This window comes from Sphingopyxis sp. GW821-FHT10B01, assembly GCF_059415685.1.
This window is the reverse complement of the sequence record NZ_JBWKNS010000001.1, coordinates 595,449-612,387: the sequence shown is the minus strand read 5'-3', so window position 1 is coordinate 612,387 and position 16,939 is coordinate 595,449. Positions and strand designations below refer to the sequence as shown.

The following is a 16,939-nucleotide window of genomic DNA, read 5'->3' as shown; positions in this document are numbered from 1 at the left end:
ACAGAAAAGAAGTATCTATGACGAAAGCTTTGCGGAATTTTTCCGGCCGACTCCTGCTGGTTGGCTGCGGCAATATGGCGGGCGCGATGCTCGATCGCTGGCTGGCGGCGGGCCTCGACACGGCGCTGGTTGCGATCGTCGACCCCTATGCGACGCCGCGCGCCGGCATTGTCCAGCATGAGACGCTGGATGCCTGGCAGGCGGCCGGCGGCGCCGCCGACTGGATCATGCTGGGGATGAAGCCGCAGCAGCTGGGCGAGGTCGCCGACATGTTGGCACCGCTCGCGACGGGTGAAGTCCATCTGCTGTCGATCCTAGCCGGCGTGTCGCTTGCCGATCTTTCGGCGCGCTTCCCAGACGCTGGCGCACAGGTCCGCATCCTGCCCAATCTTGCTGCGCGCATCGGTGCCGGCGTGTCGGCCGTCGCGACATCGGGCGATGCCGACGACAAGGCAATCAACGCGTTGCTCGATCCGCTCGGCAAGACGGTGGTGCTCGCCGATGATTCGACCATGGATCTTGTGACAGCCTTCACCGGAAGCGGTCCCGCTTTCGTCTTTCGCCTGATCGAATCCTATGCTGCCGCAGGCGAACGCCTCGGCCTGTCGGCCGAAGATGCGCTGGCGCTTGCCACCGCGACCTTCGGCGGCGCGACCGCACTGCTCGCCGACAGCGGCGAAAAGCCAGGCGTGCTGATCGCGCAGGTTGCGAGCAAGGGCGGTACGACGCAGGCGGGACTCGATGTGCTCGACAGCGACGGCCAGCTTGCCGCGCTGCTTACCAACGTCTTGCGCGCGGCGCGCGATCGCGGGCGCGAACTCGCCGACCTCGCACGCGGCGACAGCTGAGATTCAGCGCGGATCGCGGCCCAGTTCTGCGATCCGGCGCCGATCACGGGCGGGGACGAGCGCCTCGCTGACCTGCCAGAAACCGGTCACCGCTTGCTGCCCTGCATGGGTATAGGCGCGGCTCATCGTGTCGCGCAGCATGGTGAAGATGGCGGCTTCGGCCGCGCGGCCGGTGTCGGTCAGGCGCAGCTCCTTTTGCCGCCGGTCGCGATTGCCCGGCCGCGTCGTTAGATAGTCGCGCGCCTCCAGCTCCTTCACCACGCGGCCGAGCGACTGTTTGGTGATGCCGAGCAGGGCGAGCAGATCCGAAATTGTGAGACCGGGTTGCCGCGCGATGAAATAGAGCGCGCGGTAATGCGCGCGGCCCAGTTCCTTCTCGGCAAGCCGTGCATCGATCGCGCGCCACAGCGAGGCATGGGCGAAAAACAGAAACTCGATACCGCGCCGTACCTCGTCTTCGCGCAAGAAAAGAGCAGAGGCGGCGGGTACTTGTGAAAGAAAATTTTCATCCGGCATAGTCGCTACCGTTGCGCGCCACGCCGGTCTTTGGCAAGAGGCGCGCTCCATAAACCCGCAAACACAGGTGTTTCCGCATGTCCGCTCCCGCCTTTACCCATCTGCCGCACCCCAATCTGATCGCGGACGATGTACGGGCGGCGGCGATTGCCGATCCGGCGTTCGGGCGCGTGTTCACCGACCATATGGTGTCGATCCGCTATACCGAGGGGCAGGGCTGGCACGACGCGCAGGTGATGCCGCGCGGGCCGCTGTCGCTCGATCCCGCGACCGCGGTGCTCCATTATGCACAGGAAATTTTCGAAGGGCTGAAGGCCTATCGCCTCGATGACGGGTCGATGGCGCTGTTCCGGGTCGAGGCCAATGCAGCACGTTTCAACGCCAGCGCGCGCCGTATGGCGATGGCCGAACTGCCCGAGGATCTGTTCATCGCCGCAGTGAAGGAAGCCGTTGCATCCGACGCGCACTGGTTCCCGCCGGTCGATGGCGGCGCATTGTATCTGCGTCCCTTCATGTTCGCGAGCGAAGTCTTCCTCGGCGTGAAACCCGCAGCCGAGTATCAGTTCCTCGTCATCACCTCGCCCGTCGGCAATTATTTCAAGTCGGGCGCGCCTGCGATTTCGCTGTGGGTTTCGGAAGATTATACCCGCGCTGCGCCCGGCGGCACCGGCGCTGCCAAATGCGGCGGCAACTATGCCTCCAGCCTCGTCGCGCAGCGCGAGGCGATCGCCAAGGGGCACGATCAGGTCGTCTTCCTCGATGCCGCCGAACATCGCTGGATCGAGGAACTGGGCGGCATGAACATGTTCTTCGTCTTCGACGACGGTAGCATCGTCACTCCGCCGCTGACCGGCACGATCCTGCCCGGCATCACGCGCGACACGATCATCACGCTGGCGCGCGACGCCGGCCTGACGGTGCGCGAGGAACCCTATGCGATCGACCAGTGGCAGGCCGATGCGGAAAGCGGCAAGCTGACCGAAAGTTTCGCTTGCGGCACCGCCGCGGTCGTCACTCCGGTGGGGAAGGTAACGCGCGGCGATACCAGCTTTACCATCGGTGCCGGCGGACCCGGACAAATTACGACCACGCTGAAGGACAGGCTCGTCGACATCCAGCGCGGGCGCGCCGAGGATCCGTACGGCTGGGTGACCCGGCTCTAAGGGTCGCCTTGCCAACAGGCATCGAGACGCTATAGACGCGCTCGCACCGGCCCGTTGGGGCGTCGCCAAGTGGTAAGGCAGCGGCTTTTGATGCCGCCATTCGCAGGTTCGAATCCTGCCGCCCCAGCCAGCCGGTAAAAATCAATGAAATCAGTGATTTGTGTCATTTCAATGGTCGAATCCGACAGCCAGATTGACACCGGCTCGTGATCTTTGGCGTCTTTTGCAGGCATCCTTACGCTGTCTTTACTGAGCGGAAGAGCTGGCGGTGTTTGAGGCGTATCGCAACGATGCGCTTGGTCACAAGGGCAAAGGAGAGGGGGCGCTCGCTTTGCCAAGGCTGCGCGCGGGGCCAAAATCAAAGCGTGGGCGGACCAAATTTCTATCGTGACGGATCATTTGCCCGACTATCAAGAGACGCACTTGCTCCCTGTCTCCAAACGGTAGCCTTGTGCGCGCCATGTGCGGAATTCAAAGAGCGCTGCCCACTGATGAGATCGCAGTAGGCGGAATCCGCAACGTCTCTTTTGCGCCTGATGCCAGCCGCTCCGGCCGTTCTCGCGCCATGCCCGAAAGCGATCGCGGGATTGGTACACCCCAGCGACGCGCGGGTGATGTCTGAACTCGCCTCTCGGGTTCCATCGGATGGCGGGTCAAAATATTCGAAATGGATGCGGGCCTTGTTGCGGAACGCGACTTCGCGGCGGTAGAGCTGCGTTATGTCTCGTCGATGATCGCGTGCAGCTGCGGCCTGATTTTCCTGCAGGATGTCAAGGTCGCGGGCTGCGACGCTTTCCCAACGGCCGCGCGCGAGCGTCCGATCGATAGGCGTATCCCGTTGCGTGCACTATGGCATCGGCCTGCAGCGCCCCATCGAATTTCATGGCAGGCGCCGCCTGATGAAAGAGCGCGTCATTTCTGAATCTTGACTCGCCTCAGATCTTCGGGGTCCGGTCGAGAAAGGTATTGGCGTCCCGGTCCAGGCCAAGGCGGCGGTTCAATACCGCTTCGGCGATCACCATCTCCACGAGCACGTCGGGGTCGAGGCCCTCCGGCGCGATAATGCACGTTGCCGAGATCGAAGCCGGCACATTGGCATTGTCGCCAAGCATCGCCTTCCTCATCGAGCGATTGGTGACCTTCCGGCGGAGAATATCTGCATGGTTCAGGGAGTGGTGCAAGCCAACCGGCGGCGCTACCCGCCAGCCCGCTTTTGCTCGCCGCAACTCAAATAATCGAACCCGATCCTTGCCGATTTCGCGGGGTCTGACGGGAAGTCGAACTCATAGACATAATAGGCGATCTGCGGCCCTGCTGCCTCGATCACGCGGCGCCAGTCAGTCGTCCCGGCGCCCATGTCGGTGACCGCGCCATTGGCGGCGAGGTCCTTCATATGCAGAAGCGCGATGCGGCTGCGATATTTCGTCAAGAAGGCGAGCAGGTCGTCGAGACGGTCGGGCTTGAACGCAAGGCGTGCCCAGAAGATGTCGACCTCGAACTGGACGAAGCGCGGGTCGGTGTTCGCGGCGACGATTTCCCAGGCGCTCGTCATCACCGGCTTGCCGTCGCCATGGTCGTACAGGAAGCGATTGTCGAACTCGCCGGTGTGATTGTGAACGTACAGGGTGATGCCCTCGGCTGCGGCGGCTTTGCCGAGCGTGTCGAGATTGCGTGCCGTCTCGAGAACATGGTCGAGCGTGTCGAGCCCCGGCGCCCCGAAGCCTCCCGAGCCGATAAAGCGCTGTCCGCGCGCTTTGGCGGCCGCAAGTGTCGCGGGCCATTTATCCTTGTCGAGGCTCGTATGGCTCGCCACCGCTTGCAAGCCATTGTCCTTGAGCAGTTTCGCATAGGCCGCGGGGTCGCTGCCGCCGATCAGGTCCATGCCCTCGATATTGCGATAGCCGATCGCCGAAATCTGTTTGAGGACCGACTCGAGCCGTGCGGGATCCGGCTTCGCGCCGGCGAGCTTGGCGAAGGACGGTTTTAGTCGCTCGAACTTCTCGCCGACGGGCAGTGTGTCCCATTCGACAGGGACGGGGATGTCCGCAAGCGTGCTTGCGAAGACATAAGCCTGGATCGCGATCTTCTCGACCGGAAGGCCGAGGCACCGGGCCGTGGCGGGCGCTTTCTTGTGTGCACTATGGTCGTGGGCGGAGGCGCCTGCGGCCGCGAGGGCCGACGATATCATCAAAAGCGGAGCGATGTGGCGACCCTTCATAATCCTGTCCCTTTCAGTTGTGTTTTTTGGCCGGTGTCAGCGAAGGCCTTGTATATAATCGATGATCGCGGCCCGCTTGGCGGGGTCCGAAACGCCCGGATAGCTCATGCGATTGCCCGGCACGACCGCCTTGGGATTGGCGATGAAGGCGTCGAGCGTCTTGCGGTCCCAGCGCAGCTTCGCTTTCGCGAGCGCGGGCGAATAGCGAAAACCCGTCGCCTGCGTCGACGGCTTGCCGAAAATGCCTGCGAGGCTTGGCCCCAGCCGGGTGACGCCGGCCTTGTCAGAATGGCAGGCTGCGCAGGCCTGAAATGCGACGCGCGCCTTCGCCGGATCGGCGGGCGCCGCGCTGGTGGCGGTCACGCTGGGTGCCGCGAAAAACAGCGTGGCGGCCGCAATCGCCAATGCGATGGCGATTCGCGGCAAGGGCATGGCCTTCAACGTCATCCTCGTCCCTCCTTTCCCGCGTTCCGGCATATGTAAATGATTACATATTTCATCGTCACGGAGGCATTCATTCGTATATTTATATCGATTTGTCCTCTTGCACGGGCATTTGCAATCGATTACGCAATGATCATAACATAAGCAAGGGAGAGGTCAATGCCATCCGCCCAGACTGCCGGCGGCGTCCTGACCGGGCGTCGTGATTTGCTGAAGCTTGCCGCCTTTCTCGGCGTCGGGCTGGTCACTCCTGCGGCGCGTGCCGCCATGGTGGCGTCGGAGCCCTGGTCTCCCGACGCCCACGCACTCATCGCCGACATCGCCGAAACGATCATTCCTGCGACCGATACCGGCGGAGCGAAAGCGGCGGGCGTGCCGGCTTTTATCGAAATGATGGTCTCCGACTGGTTCGACCCGGCTGAACGGACGCACTTCATGGAGGGGATGGCGGCCTTTCGCGATGGCGCGCGCGCCGAACATGGCAAGGCGTTCACCGAACTCGCGCAGGCCGCGAAGGACGCATATTACGGCAAGCAGCTTGCCGCCGCTGCGACCGCGATGACGGTGCCCGGCGCGGAGGGGAGGCCGCGCACGCCGTTCGCGGCGCTGATGAAGCGGCTTGCCGTCTATGGCTACTACACGAGCGAGCTCGGCGGGTCGGTCGAGCTCCGGCTCGACATGGTCCCGAACGAATATCTTCCCGACGCGCCGTTCAAGCCGGGCGACCGGGCCGATTCCTTCATCCTCTACTCGCTGTCGCCTTTCAGCGCCTTTTGACCGGGAGCATCACCATGTCGAATCAGGATTTCGATGCGATCGTCGTCGGCTCGGGCATTTCGGGCGGCTGGGCGGCGAAAGAGCTGACCGAAAAGGGGTTGAAAGTCCTGCTTATCGAGCGCGGGCGATCGATCACGCCCGAGGATTATGTGGGCGAGCACAAGGCCGATTGGGAATTTCCCTTTCGCAATCTCGGCGACCGGCATCGCTACGAGCGCGACTATCCGATCCAGCGAACCTGCTACGCCTTTGGCGAGGCGACCGATCAGTTCTTCGTGAACGATAGCGCGCATCCCTATGGTCAGGACGCCGAGCATCCGTTCAGCTGGATTCGCGGCTATCATCTCGGCGGGCGTTCGCTCACCTGGGGCCGTGTGACACCGCGGCTGGGCCCGATTAACTTCACCGAAAATGCCGAGGACGGCCATGGCGTCGACTGGCCGATCCGCTACGAGGATATCCGGCCCTGGTACGATCATGTCGAACGCTTTATCGGCGTCTCCGGGCAGTCGGACTATGATGCGCCGACGGCGCCGGTCGGCCGCTTTCAGCCCGGCATGCCGCTCAACCGCTGCGAGGCGCATGTCGCCGAGGGGATTGCGAAAACCTATCCCGACCGCCGGCTGATGATTGCGCCTTCGGCGATTCTCACGCAGGATCTGGGCGATCGTGCGGCGTGCCACTATTGCGGGCCGTGCCAGCGCGGCTGTTCGACCGGATCCTATTTCAGTTCGATCAGCTCGACGCTCCCCGCCGCCGAGGCGACGGGCAACCTGACCATCGTCACCGACGCGATCGTGGAGGGGCTCGATCACGATCCCGGTACGGGCAAGGTCTCGGGCGTGCGCGTCATCGACTCCGCCAAGGGAACGCGCACGACGTACCGCGGGCGGATCGTGTTCCTGAATGCCTCGACGCTTGGTTCCACCCAGATTTTGCTCAATTCGACGAGCGAGCAATATCCGGACGGCATCGGCAACACGAGCAGGGTACTTGGCCATTATCTGATGGACCATCTGATGACCGGCGGCGCCTTCGGCATCGTGCCGGGAATGCTCGACAGCCAGCCGATCGGCAACCGTCCCGCCGGCCTTTACATGCCGCGCTTCCGCAATGTCGGAAAGAAGGATGCGCCCTTCCTGCGCGGCTATGGCCTGCAGGGCGCCGCCGCGCGCTCCAACTGGACACGCGGGGCGATGACGCCGGGCTTCGGGGCGCCGCTGAAGCAGTCGCTGCGCGAACCGGGACCGTGGTTCATTTATATCGCCGGTTTCGGCGAGTGCCTGCCCTATTATGACAACCGGTTGAGCCTCGATGCGCAGAAGAAGGACAAATGGGGCATCCCGATCCTCAACGCGCGGTTCGAGTGGGGCGCGAACGAGAAATTGATGGCCGAGGACATTTCGAAAGAAGCGGTGGCGATGCTGACCACGGCGGGCGTCGTCGGCGTGACGGCGATCCGGACCGCTATCCCGCCCGGCGGCTTGGCGATCCACGAAATGGGCACGGCGCGGATGGGGCGCGACCCGAAGACATCCTATCTGAATGGCTTCAACCAGTCGCACGAGGTTGCCAACCTGTTTGTCACCGACGGCGCGTGCATGACGTCGACTGCGGCGCAGAATCCGTCGCTCACCTATATGGCGCTGACGGCGCGGGCGGCCAATCATGCGGTCGAACGGCTCAAGGCCGGCCAGCTCTGACGGGGCTGGTCGCGACTTCAGCGAACCGATGGCGCCGCCGTGCTTGCACGCACCACCAGTTCGTGGGGCAGGGTGATCGAGGCGAGGCCCTCTGCTTTCCTGGAAAGGATCGCGAGCAGCATCTCGACCGCCTTTCGGCCGATCGCTTCCTTGGGCTGGCTGATCGTGGTGAGCGCGGGATGAAAGGCGCGGGCGTAGCGAATGTCGTCGAAACCGACGACCGAGACATCGCGCGGGCAATCGAGGCCGCGTTCGCGAAGCGCCGCGATCGCGCCGATCGCCATTTCGTCGCTGAAGCAGAAGATCGCGGTCGGAGGGTTCGCGTCGGCCATCAATTCGTGCGTCAGCGCTTCACCCGAATCGACCGAGAAGTCGCCCGTCCGCACCCGCACTTCATCCCACAGACGCTGTCCAGCGGCGGCACCCTGCACGCCGCTCAGCCGGTCGCGGCTGATCGGGCTCAGCAGCGGGCCGGTGATCACGCCGATCCGCTTGTGCCCGAGATCATAGAGATGCTGCATCGCCTCCGCCGCCGCGACGGCGTTGGCGATGTGAACACTCGAGACGTTGAGCCCGGGCTCGAACTCGCAGCCGTTGACGATCGGCGCCTCTTCGCCCTGTTTCGCGACCAGCGCGACCATGGTCGGCGCCAGCCGGTGGCCGAGGAAGATCATGCCGTCGGCTTCGCGACGCGTCAGCATCGCGGCATAATATTCCTCGCGCTCGCTATCATGGTGCGTGTCGCCGATCAGCAGCGAATAGCGCGCGGCGAGCGCGGCCTCCTCGGCGCCGCGGATCACGGCGGAGAAAAAGGGGTTGGAAATGTCGGGAACGGTCAGAATGATCCGCTGCGACCGCGTCGTGCGCAGGCTTTGCGCGGCATAATTGGGTGCATAGCCGAGCGCCTTCGCCGCTTGCAGCACCTGGCTGCGCCGCGGTTCGTTGACCGCGTCGGGGTTGCTCAGCGCGCGCGATACCGTCGCGGTCGAAACGCCTGCCGCGCGTGCCACATCTGCAATCGTCGTCATTTGGAAAACGTTCTCTCATCGTGAAAAGCCTTGGTAAGCTTAGTATTATTGGCCTTGCGATTCAACGTCGCTGTGCATAATGTAATCCATTACATACAAAGGGGAGAGTTTGGTGAACGGGCCATTTGATTCGCGGCGGCGACTTTTCGGCATATCCTTCGCTGCCATCACGGCGACATCCTTCTGCTTCGTGCTGCGCGCGATGGTCGTCGATGAATGGGGTGTCGCCTTCGGACTGTCGGAGACCCAGAAGGGCGAATTGCTCGGCGTCGGCCTGTGGCCCTTCGCGATTAGCATCGTGCTGCTCAGCTTGGTGATCGACCGGATCGGATTTCGCCGTACCTTTGGTTTCGCCGCCGCCTGTCACATCGTCGGGCTCGCCATATTGGTGACCGCGGGCGGCTATTGGTCACTTTATGTCGGCACTTTCATCATGGCGCTGGGGAACGGCGCGGTCGAAGCCGCCGCCAACCCGCTCGTCGCGACGCTTTACAGCGAGGACAAGCCTCGCTGGCTCAACCGGCTCCACGCCGCCTGGCCGCTCGGGTTGATGCTCGGCGGCGTGATCGCCATCGCCTTTGGGGCGCATGTCGACTGGCGCGCGAAGACCGCGATCATGGCGGTCCCTGTGCTCATCTATGCGATCGCGCTATGGGGGCAGCGTTTCCCCGTCAGCGAGCGCGTCGCGGCAGGGGTGTCGTATCGTGACATGCTGAAGGAAGCGGGTTTCGTCAGCGCCTTCGTGATCCTGTCGCTGATGTGCGTCGAGATCGGGCGCGTCGCCGACCTGCCCGGGACGCTCGTGGTTTTCGCCATCGCGGCGCTGACCGCCCTTTATGCCCTCTATGCCCGCTCGGCGGGGCATCCGCTCTATATCGTCCTCGTCCTCGTGATGATCCCGCTCGCGATCACCGAGCTCAGCACCGACAGCTGGATCGTGTCGCTGATGGAGCCCGAACTGGCTCGCTGGGGAATCGAGGCGGGCTGGGTGCTCGTCTACACCGCCGCGATCGTCTTCGTGATCCGTCTGTTTGCGGGGTCGATCGTGCGTGTCGCGACGCCGCTCGGAACACTGGCGATCGCGTCGGCGCTCGCCGCGATCGGCCTGTTCTGGATGGCGGGCTCGAGCGGCGCGGCGCTGCTGGCGGCCGCAACGCTCTACGGCATCGGCAAGAGCTTCTTCTGGGGGACGAGCCTCGCGGTGGCGTCGGAGCGCTTCCCGAGGGGCGGCGCGGTGACCGTGAACGTCATGGCGGGTGCCGGGATGCTGGCGGCGGGGATCGTCGGGGCGAGCTTGCTCGGCACGATCCAGGATCGTTCGACCGCTGCCGGGCTCACGGCCTATGACCGTGCGCATGAAACGCGGCTCGCCGACACTCATCTCTCGGCTCCGAAGCGCGGTGTGTTCGGGTCGTATCGCGCGCTCGACGCGGCGTCGGTCGCACGCGCGCCCGAAACCGAACGGCGCGCGGTCGAAACGGTGGTTGTCGAGGGCAAGAAGGGCGCGCTGCGCGAAGTCGCGCTGCTGCCGGTGATGATGCTCGTCATCTACCTCGCGCTGATCCTCTTCTTCCGGTCGCGCGGCGGCTATGCGCCGGTTACGCTCGCGGCGCGGGGCGAGGCATGACTGCGCCCTTACGCCCTCCTGCCATGGCGCCGCTCGCCATGGCGATGGTGGGCGGCGGTCCCGGCTCGTTCATCGGGCCGGTGCATCGCATGGCGGCCGAACTCGACGGGGCGATACGCCTGCGCGCGGGTGTGTTCAGCCGCGATCATGCGCGTTCGCTGGAGGCGGCGGCAGGATATGGCATCGATCCCGAACGGGCCTATCCCGACGTCCGGGCGATGCTCGCGGCCGAAGCGCAGCGTCCCGACGGGATTGCCCTGGTTGCGATCGCGACGCCCAATGACACCCATCTGCCCATCGCGGCCGCGGCGCTCGCGGCAGGCATCCATGTGATCAGCGACAAGCCCGTGACGGCGACGCTCGACGAGGCGCTCGCCTTGCAGGGCCATGTTGCGGCATCGGACGCGCTCTATGCCGTCACCTACGCCTACACCGGCTATCCGCTGGTCCGTGAGGCGCGCGAGCGTGTTGCGCGCGGCGACCTTGGCCGCATTCGCCGGATTCATGTCGAATATCCGCAAGGCTGGCTGGCCGAGCCGGTCGAGCAGGGTGGCAACCGGCAGGCCGGGTGGCGTACCGACCCCGCGCGGACGGGCGTCGGTGGCTGCATTTCGGACATCGGTGTCCATGCGCTCAACCTGGCTGAATATGTGTCGGGCGAGCGGATCGATCATCTCCTCGCCGACCTTGTGGCGGTCGTGCCCGGGCGTCGGCTCGACGATGATGCCACGCTGTTGCTTCGCTTCGGCGGCGGCGCGCGGGGTTTTGTCGCGGCGACGCAGATCGCCGCGGGCGCGCGCAACGACCTGCGTATCGGAATCTGGGGCGAGCGAGGCGGGCTGCAATGGTCGCACGCCGACAGCCAGCACCTCTATCTACGCTGGCCCGACCGTCCCGACGAGATTGTAAGCGCCGGCGGGCCCTGGCTGGGGCCGGCTGCCGCAGCGGCAACGCGGTTGCCGGCGGGGCATCCCGAGGGCTTCATCGAGGCGTTTGCGAACATCTACCGCGATTTCGCCGGCGCGATCCGGGCGGCGACGCCGATCGCACAAACGCCGCTCTGCGGGATCGAGGATGGCGTGCGCGGGTTGCGCTTCGTCGATGCTGCGTTCCGATCTTCCGCACAAGGCGGCACATGGCAACCGGTCGAAGAAGCCGGGCCGCATAACTGACTCTCCCCTCCGAAAGGTTTTTCATGCGAACGATTAAAGGTCCCGCGATTTTTCTGGCGCAGTTCGAGAGCGACGAGGCGCCGTTCGACAGCCTTGCCGGAATGGCGGGTTGGGCGGCGGCGCTCGGCTACAAGGGCCTCCAGCTTCCCACGGGTGGGCGGCTGGTGAACCTCGAGCTTGCCGCAGAGAGCCGCGACTATTGCGACGAACTGTCCGGCACATTGGCCGAACATGGTCTCGCCATCACCGAGCTTTCGACGCATCTGCAGGGGCAACTCGTCGCGGTCGATCCGGCGCAGGACCGGTTGTTCGACGCCTTCGCACCCGCGCATCTCCACGGTAAACCCGAGGCGCGGCAGGAATGGGCGACCGGGCAATTGCTGCTCGCGGCGAAGGCGAGCCGCAATCTCGGGCTCGATACGCATGTTACTTTCTCGGGCGCGCTCGCGTGGGCGAATTTCTATCCGTGGCCGCAGCGTCCGGCGGGGATGATCGACGACGCCTTCGCCGAACTGGCGCGTCGCTGGCGCCCGATTCTCGACGCCTTCGATGACGCGGGGGTCGATGTGGCCTACGAGATCCATCCGGGCGAAGACCTCCACGATGGCGCCACCTTCGAGCGTTTTCTTGCCGAGGTCGACGATCATCCGCGCGCCAATATCCTCTATGATCCCAGCCACTTCCTGCTGCAACAGCTCGATTATCTTGCCTTCATCGACTTCTATCACGAGCGCATCAAGGCGTTCCATGTGAAGGATGCCGAGTTCCGGCCGAGCGGCCGGTCAGGGGTCTATGGCGGATATCAGGACTGGATCGATCGCCCCGGACGTTTTCGTTCGCTTGGCGACGGCCAGATCGATTTCCGCACGATCTTCTCGAAGCTCGCCCAATATGATTTTCCCGGGTGGGCGGTGCTCGAATGGGAATGTTGCCTGAAGCATCCCGAGGACGGCGCGCGCGAGGGTGCGGGCTTTATTGCCGACCGTATCATCCGCGTCACCGACCGGGCGTTCGACGACTTCGCTGGCGGGTCGGACAGGGGCTGAGGGGCGGAGGCGGGCGGGCTCCTCCCGACTGTAAATGATAACGTTATCAAGAAGGAAAATAGGCATATTGATGCATATTTTGTAATCGATTACTTGACTCCGCCTCCAGCTTGGGTTTTACCCTTGAAAAACATGAACTGTAATCGAGTTCATGAAAAAGATAACAGGAGGGAGAGAGCCTATGGCACATCGTCTGCGTACCTATCTGTGCGTCACCGCGGCGCTGATCGCATCACCCGCACTTGCCCAAGAACAGCCCGAACCGCAGGACGGCGATATCGTCGTGACCGCGACGCGAACCGAGTCGCTTGCCTCGAAGACGCCGATCGCGCTGACGGCGATCGGGGCGGAGGGCCTCCGCGACGCGGGCGTCACCAATCCGACCGCGCTCGCCGACGTGGTGCCCAACCTGTCGATCGATCGCGCCAACGGGCTTCAGATCACCATCCGCGGCGTGACGAGCACCGACGGCACCGAAAAGGGCGACCCGTCCGCCGCTTTCCTGCTCGACGGCGTCTATATCGCCCGTCCGCAGGCGCAGGAGGTGAGCTTCTTCGACATCGAGCGCGTCGAGGTGCTGCGCGGGCCGCAGGGAACGTTGTTCGGCCGCAACACGACAGCCGGCGTCGTTCATGTTATTTCGGCGCGGCCGACCGACAAATTCTCGGCGTCGTTCGATGCGACCTATGGCAATTTCGATACGATCCAGGCGACCGCCGTGGTCAATGTGCCCGTCTCCGCCGGGCTCGCGCTACGCGGAGCGGTCAATTACGACCGCCGCGACAGCTATGTGATCCAGTCCGCGACGTCGCCTTTCGGACTCGATCCCGCGAAGAAAAATCTGTCGGGGCGGCTGTCGGCGCTGATCGAGTTCAGTCCGGACGTTACCCTGCTGGTCAAGGGCGATTATAGCAGCATCAAGGGGCGGCCGACGAACACCGTCAGGTTGACCAATTTCTTCGAACGGCCGTTTGTTGCCGAAGGCCGGCCGCGCTATATCGACATGGGCTCCGCTCAGCGCCGTACGCGCCTGCACAATGACGGGGTTGAATCCTTCTACGACAACGAAACCTGGGGCGTGTCGGCCGAACTCAACTGGGCTTTCGGGCCGGTCGATATGACCTATCTCGGCAGCTACCGCGAACTCACCCGTCACGAAGGCGGTCCGCAGGACTTCGGCGGGCCGATCGCGTTCCCCGGGGTTTTCGACGGCGAATATTGGCAGAATTCGCAGGAGTTGCGCTTCGCCTATAATGACGGCGGGCCGTTCACCGGTCAGGTCGGTGGCTATTATTTCAAGGAAAAGTCGGGGATCGGCGCCTATATCCTGAACCCGCCCTTCATTCCCGGCGCGACGGCTTACGGCTTTCCACAGGACCCGACGGTCTCCGAATCCAAAGGGGTTTTCGGTCAGGTCAGCTATGAACTGATCCCCGATCTGAAGCTCACCGGCGGCATTCGCTATTCGCATGACCTGAAGTCGCGGGTCGGTCAGACCGTCATCGTCTTTCCCGACCCGGTCGGGGTGGTCCCGACCCAGCAGAACACGGCGCGGCGAACCTTCAGCAAGGTGACATGGCGTGCTGGCATCGACTATAACATCGGCAACACCTTGCTCTATGCGACGGTTTCAACCGGGTACAAGGCGGGTGGTTTCAACGACGGATGCGAAGCGGGCTCCGGGACCGGATGCGTTCTGCCCGCCGACGTCCTTTATTATGACCCCGAAACGCTGACCGCCTATGAGGCGGGGGTGAAGACGCGCTTTGCCGATGGCGCTGTTCGCCTCAATGCATCGCTCTTTCATTACGACTATAAAGGCTTGCAGCTGAGCTTTCAGTCCAACAGCTGTGGCGGCCCGTGCCAGATCACGACCAATGCCGCCGCCGCCAAGATCGACGGGGTCGAGCTCGAGGCGATCCTTCAGCCGCATTCGGCGCATCGCTTCGACTTCAGCCTCAATTATCTGAACGCCCGTTACAAGCGCTTCCTGCCGCATCCGACGATCGACTATGCGGGCGTCGATCTCGACCGCTCGCCCTCGCTGACGGCGTCGGCCGGCTATAATTTCACCTATGAAATGGCGAATGGCGGCAAGATCGAGGCGGGCGCACGAATCCGGTTGAGCGATGCCTATTACATCACGGACTTCGCGGTCCCGCTGGCGACCCGGCCGACGGAGAAAGGGCCGTTGCAGTTCCGCCAGCCGAGCTTTCACAAGACCGACCTGACGCTGACCTACACAGCGCCCGATGATCGTTTCTATCTTCAGGCCTATGCCAAGAATCTGGAGAATGAGATCACGCTTTCCACCGCCTCGGCGCAGAACGGCACCAGCGCCGCCTTTGCCGACCCGCGGACCTATGGCGTGCGTGCGGGGGTCAAATTCTGACCCCACCCCCGTCGGGCAAAAGCGAAACCGGGAGAAATGTCATGAGAATGCTCGCCGCAATGGCTCTGGCCTGTTGTGCTATCCCCGCCGCAGCTCAGCAGGCGCCCGTCGCGACGGTGACGGGCGGAGAGGTGCGCGGCGCGGCCGGTGACGGCGTCACCGCTTTCAAGGGCATTCCCTTCGCTGCTCCCCCGGTCGGGCCGCTCCGCTGGCGGGCGCCCCAGCCGGTTCTTCCCTGGGCAGGCGTTCGCGACGCGACCGCCTTCGGGCATGATTGCATGCAACTGCCGTTCCCGAGCGACGCCGCACCCCTCGGCACCGCGCCCTCGGAAGATTGCCTGACCGTCAATGTCTGGGCGCCGGCCCATGCGAAGGGCCGGAAATTGCCCGTCCTCTTCTGGATCTATGGCGGCGGCTTCGTGAATGGCGGCGCCTCGCCCGCGGTGTATGACGGGGCAGCGTTGGCGCGCGAGGGGGTCGTTTTCGTCAGTTTCAATTATCGTGTCGGGCGTTTCGGTTTCTTCGCACATCCCGCGCTGTCGGCCGCCGGCGAAGGGCCGGTCGGCAATTGGGGGCTGATGGACCAGCAGGCGGCGCTGCGTTGGACGCGCGACAATATCGCGGCCTTCGGCGGAGATCCCGACCGTGTCACGATCATGGGCGAGTCCGCTGGCGGCATGTCGGTGCTCAGCCTGCTTGGCGCGCCCGCCGCTCGCGGTCTGTTCCGCGGCGCCATCATCATGTCGGGGGGCGGGCGTACCGCGAGCCAGCAGCGCGAGATATCGCGCGACTTGCCCGGCGCGCCCTCAGCCGAGACGATTGGTGTCAATTTCGCGAAGAGAGCCGGCGTCGAGGGCCGCGACGCGGCAGCCTTGGCTGCGCTGCGCGCGCTACCGGCCGATCGTATCGTGTCGGGCCTCAACCTCGCCAGTCTCTTCGCTCCCCCATCGGGTGCGCCGACCTGGTCGGGCCCTGTCATCGATGGTGTGACGCTGACCGCGAGCGTCGAGGCGATGTTCGACCGCGACGCGCAGGCGCCGGTGCCGGTGATAGTCGGCGCGACCAGCGCCGATATCGGCTTCGTGCCCGCGACGACAAAGGACCAGATATTTGCAAGCTTCGGCGCGAACGCGGCAAAGGCGAAGGCGATCTATGATCCCAAGGGCGATGCGGCCTTTTTCGAGGTGATGCTGAAGGTCGGCGGCGACCGGTTCATGATCGAACCGGCGCGCTATGTCGCGGGCCGCGTGGCCGCGACCGGACGACCAGCCTATCATTACCGTTTTTCCTATGTTGCGGAAGCGGTCCGTGACGGGGCGAAGGGCGCGGCGCATGCCAGCGACATTCCCTATTTCCTGGATACGGTGGCAACCAAATATGGGCCGGCAACGACCGCGGGCGATCGCGCCATGGCGGCGACGGTCAGCCGCTTCGTCGTCAATTTCGTAAAGACCGGAAATCCGAACGGGCCGGGCTTGACCGACTGGCCCCGTTTTCGTCCCGGCGAGCTGATGGATTTCGCGCCGGATGGCCTCGCGCGGCCCGGAAACGATCCGTGGACGGACAGACTCGACCTTGTGGGGCCAGTGCCGCGCTGACGACATCTTGGCGTCGATGTTTCAGCAAGGTCTGCATCCCACCATCGGCGCCGAAGAACGGACATGCCGCTAGCGGCCAATGACGGTCGTCGGCTAGCCGCTCCGAGCTCCGAGTCCCCGTCGGAATGACGTTCCCTGCGGGGCGACGAGTAGCTCGCGACTGCATGCCGGGTCCGATGCTAGAATGCATCTGCAACGCGCGATCTCTAAAGGTCGCGGTGCAGGTGTATACGATGTCGTTGCCCGGGCTCTCCGCGCTTCGCCAGTTCAGGCTTCGCGCAAACGCCGGTGTCGACCGGGGTACGGGGCTACTCAGCCATCTCGCAATTGTATCCCGCTTTGCTACTGGAAACTCGCGGCTGCGGCGGGATCGGCATCCCGCATATTTCTGCGGCGCCGCATCGAAG

Annotated in this window: 14 protein-coding genes and 1 tRNA gene; 10 read left to right on the top strand and 5 right to left on the bottom strand. The window is 64.2% G+C overall.

Annotation, left to right across the window (positions count from 1 at the left end):
• Positions 1-17: 17 nt before the first annotated feature.
• On the top strand, positions 18-848 hold the full coding sequence (gene proC / locus AC07NV_RS02605) for a pyrroline-5-carboxylate reductase (protein ID WP_495164778.1): 831 nt from the start codon (positions 18-20) through the stop codon (positions 846-848).
• A gap of 3 nt (positions 849-851) precedes the next feature.
• Here the strand turns inward: proC and AC07NV_RS02600 are convergent, their stop codons facing one another.
• Complete coding sequence (locus AC07NV_RS02600) at positions 852-1,364, bottom strand: MarR family winged helix-turn-helix transcriptional regulator (protein ID WP_495164777.1); 513 nt, start codon at positions 1,362-1,364, stop codon at positions 852-854.
• 77 nt (positions 1,365-1,441) lie between these two features.
• Between AC07NV_RS02600 and AC07NV_RS02595 the strand changes: the two genes are divergently transcribed.
• The gene (locus AC07NV_RS02595) at positions 1,442-2,527 is read left to right on the top strand and encodes a branched-chain amino acid aminotransferase (RefSeq protein WP_495164776.1); all 1,086 of its coding nucleotides are present in this window, start codon (positions 1,442-1,444) and stop codon (positions 2,525-2,527) included.
• A 55-nt stretch (positions 2,528-2,582) separates the two neighbouring features.
• Positions 2,583-2,657: transfer RNA gene (locus tag AC07NV_RS02590), tRNA-Gln, on the top strand.
• A gap of 805 nt (positions 2,658-3,462) precedes the next feature.
• On the opposite strand, the gene AC07NV_RS02585 is transcribed toward AC07NV_RS02590, so the two are convergent.
• From AC07NV_RS02585 to AC07NV_RS02575, 3 genes are all read right to left on the bottom strand, one after another.
• Positions 3,463-3,639, bottom strand: a complete 177-nt coding sequence (locus AC07NV_RS02585) for a hypothetical protein (RefSeq protein ID WP_495164775.1) — start codon at positions 3,637-3,639, stop codon at positions 3,463-3,465.
• A gap of 83 nt (positions 3,640-3,722) precedes the next feature.
• Positions 3,723-4,715, bottom strand: coding sequence for a sugar phosphate isomerase/epimerase family protein (locus tag AC07NV_RS02580; protein WP_495164774.1), 993 nt, complete (start codon positions 4,713-4,715; stop codon positions 3,723-3,725).
• Positions 4,716-4,781: 66 nt separating this feature from the next.
• Positions 4,782-5,192, bottom strand: a complete 411-nt coding sequence (locus AC07NV_RS02575) for a c-type cytochrome (protein ID WP_495164773.1) — start codon at positions 5,190-5,192, stop codon at positions 4,782-4,784.
• 156 nt (positions 5,193-5,348) lie between these two features.
• Between AC07NV_RS02575 and AC07NV_RS02570 the strand changes: the two genes are divergently transcribed.
• On the top strand, positions 5,349-5,966 hold the full coding sequence (locus AC07NV_RS02570) for a gluconate 2-dehydrogenase subunit 3 family protein (protein WP_495164772.1): 618 nt from the start codon (positions 5,349-5,351) through the stop codon (positions 5,964-5,966).
• 14 nt (positions 5,967-5,980) lie between these two features.
• Positions 5,981-7,669, top strand: a complete 1,689-nt coding sequence (locus AC07NV_RS02565; protein WP_495164771.1) for a GMC oxidoreductase — start codon at positions 5,981-5,983, stop codon at positions 7,667-7,669.
• Positions 7,670-7,686: 17 nt separating this feature from the next.
• Here AC07NV_RS02565 and AC07NV_RS02560 read toward each other — a convergent pair whose 3' ends face one another.
• The gene (locus AC07NV_RS02560) at positions 7,687-8,697 is read right to left on the bottom strand and encodes a LacI family DNA-binding transcriptional regulator (protein ID WP_495164770.1); all 1,011 of its coding nucleotides are present in this window, start codon (positions 8,695-8,697) and stop codon (positions 7,687-7,689) included.
• A gap of 112 nt (positions 8,698-8,809) precedes the next feature.
• Between AC07NV_RS02560 and AC07NV_RS02555 the strand changes: the two genes are divergently transcribed.
• The 5 genes from AC07NV_RS02555 to AC07NV_RS02535 all read left to right on the top strand — a co-directional run bounded on the left by AC07NV_RS02555 (position 8,810) and on the right by AC07NV_RS02535 (position 16,532).
• The gene (locus tag AC07NV_RS02555) at positions 8,810-10,324 is read left to right on the top strand and encodes an MFS transporter (RefSeq protein ID WP_495164769.1); all 1,515 of its coding nucleotides are present in this window, start codon (positions 8,810-8,812) and stop codon (positions 10,322-10,324) included.
• Positions 10,321-11,496 (top strand): Gfo/Idh/MocA family protein, encoded by a 1,176-nt coding sequence (locus tag AC07NV_RS02550; protein ID WP_495164768.1) that lies wholly within the window; start codon positions 10,321-10,323, stop codon positions 11,494-11,496. Before AC07NV_RS02555 ends, AC07NV_RS02550 begins: the two co-directional genes overlap by 4 nt.
• 23 nt (positions 11,497-11,519) lie before the next feature.
• On the top strand, positions 11,520-12,542 hold the full coding sequence (locus AC07NV_RS02545) for a sugar phosphate isomerase/epimerase family protein (RefSeq protein WP_495164767.1): 1,023 nt from the start codon (positions 11,520-11,522) through the stop codon (positions 12,540-12,542).
• A gap of 181 nt (positions 12,543-12,723) precedes the next feature.
• A complete protein-coding gene (locus AC07NV_RS02540; RefSeq protein ID WP_495164766.1) occupies positions 12,724-14,934 on the top strand; it encodes a TonB-dependent receptor in 2,211 nt (736 codons plus the stop codon).
• Positions 14,935-14,975: 41 nt separating this feature from the next.
• On the top strand, positions 14,976-16,532 hold the full coding sequence (locus tag AC07NV_RS02535; protein ID WP_495164765.1) for a carboxylesterase/lipase family protein: 1,557 nt from the start codon (positions 14,976-14,978) through the stop codon (positions 16,530-16,532).
• Positions 16,533-16,939: the final 407 nt, after the last annotated feature.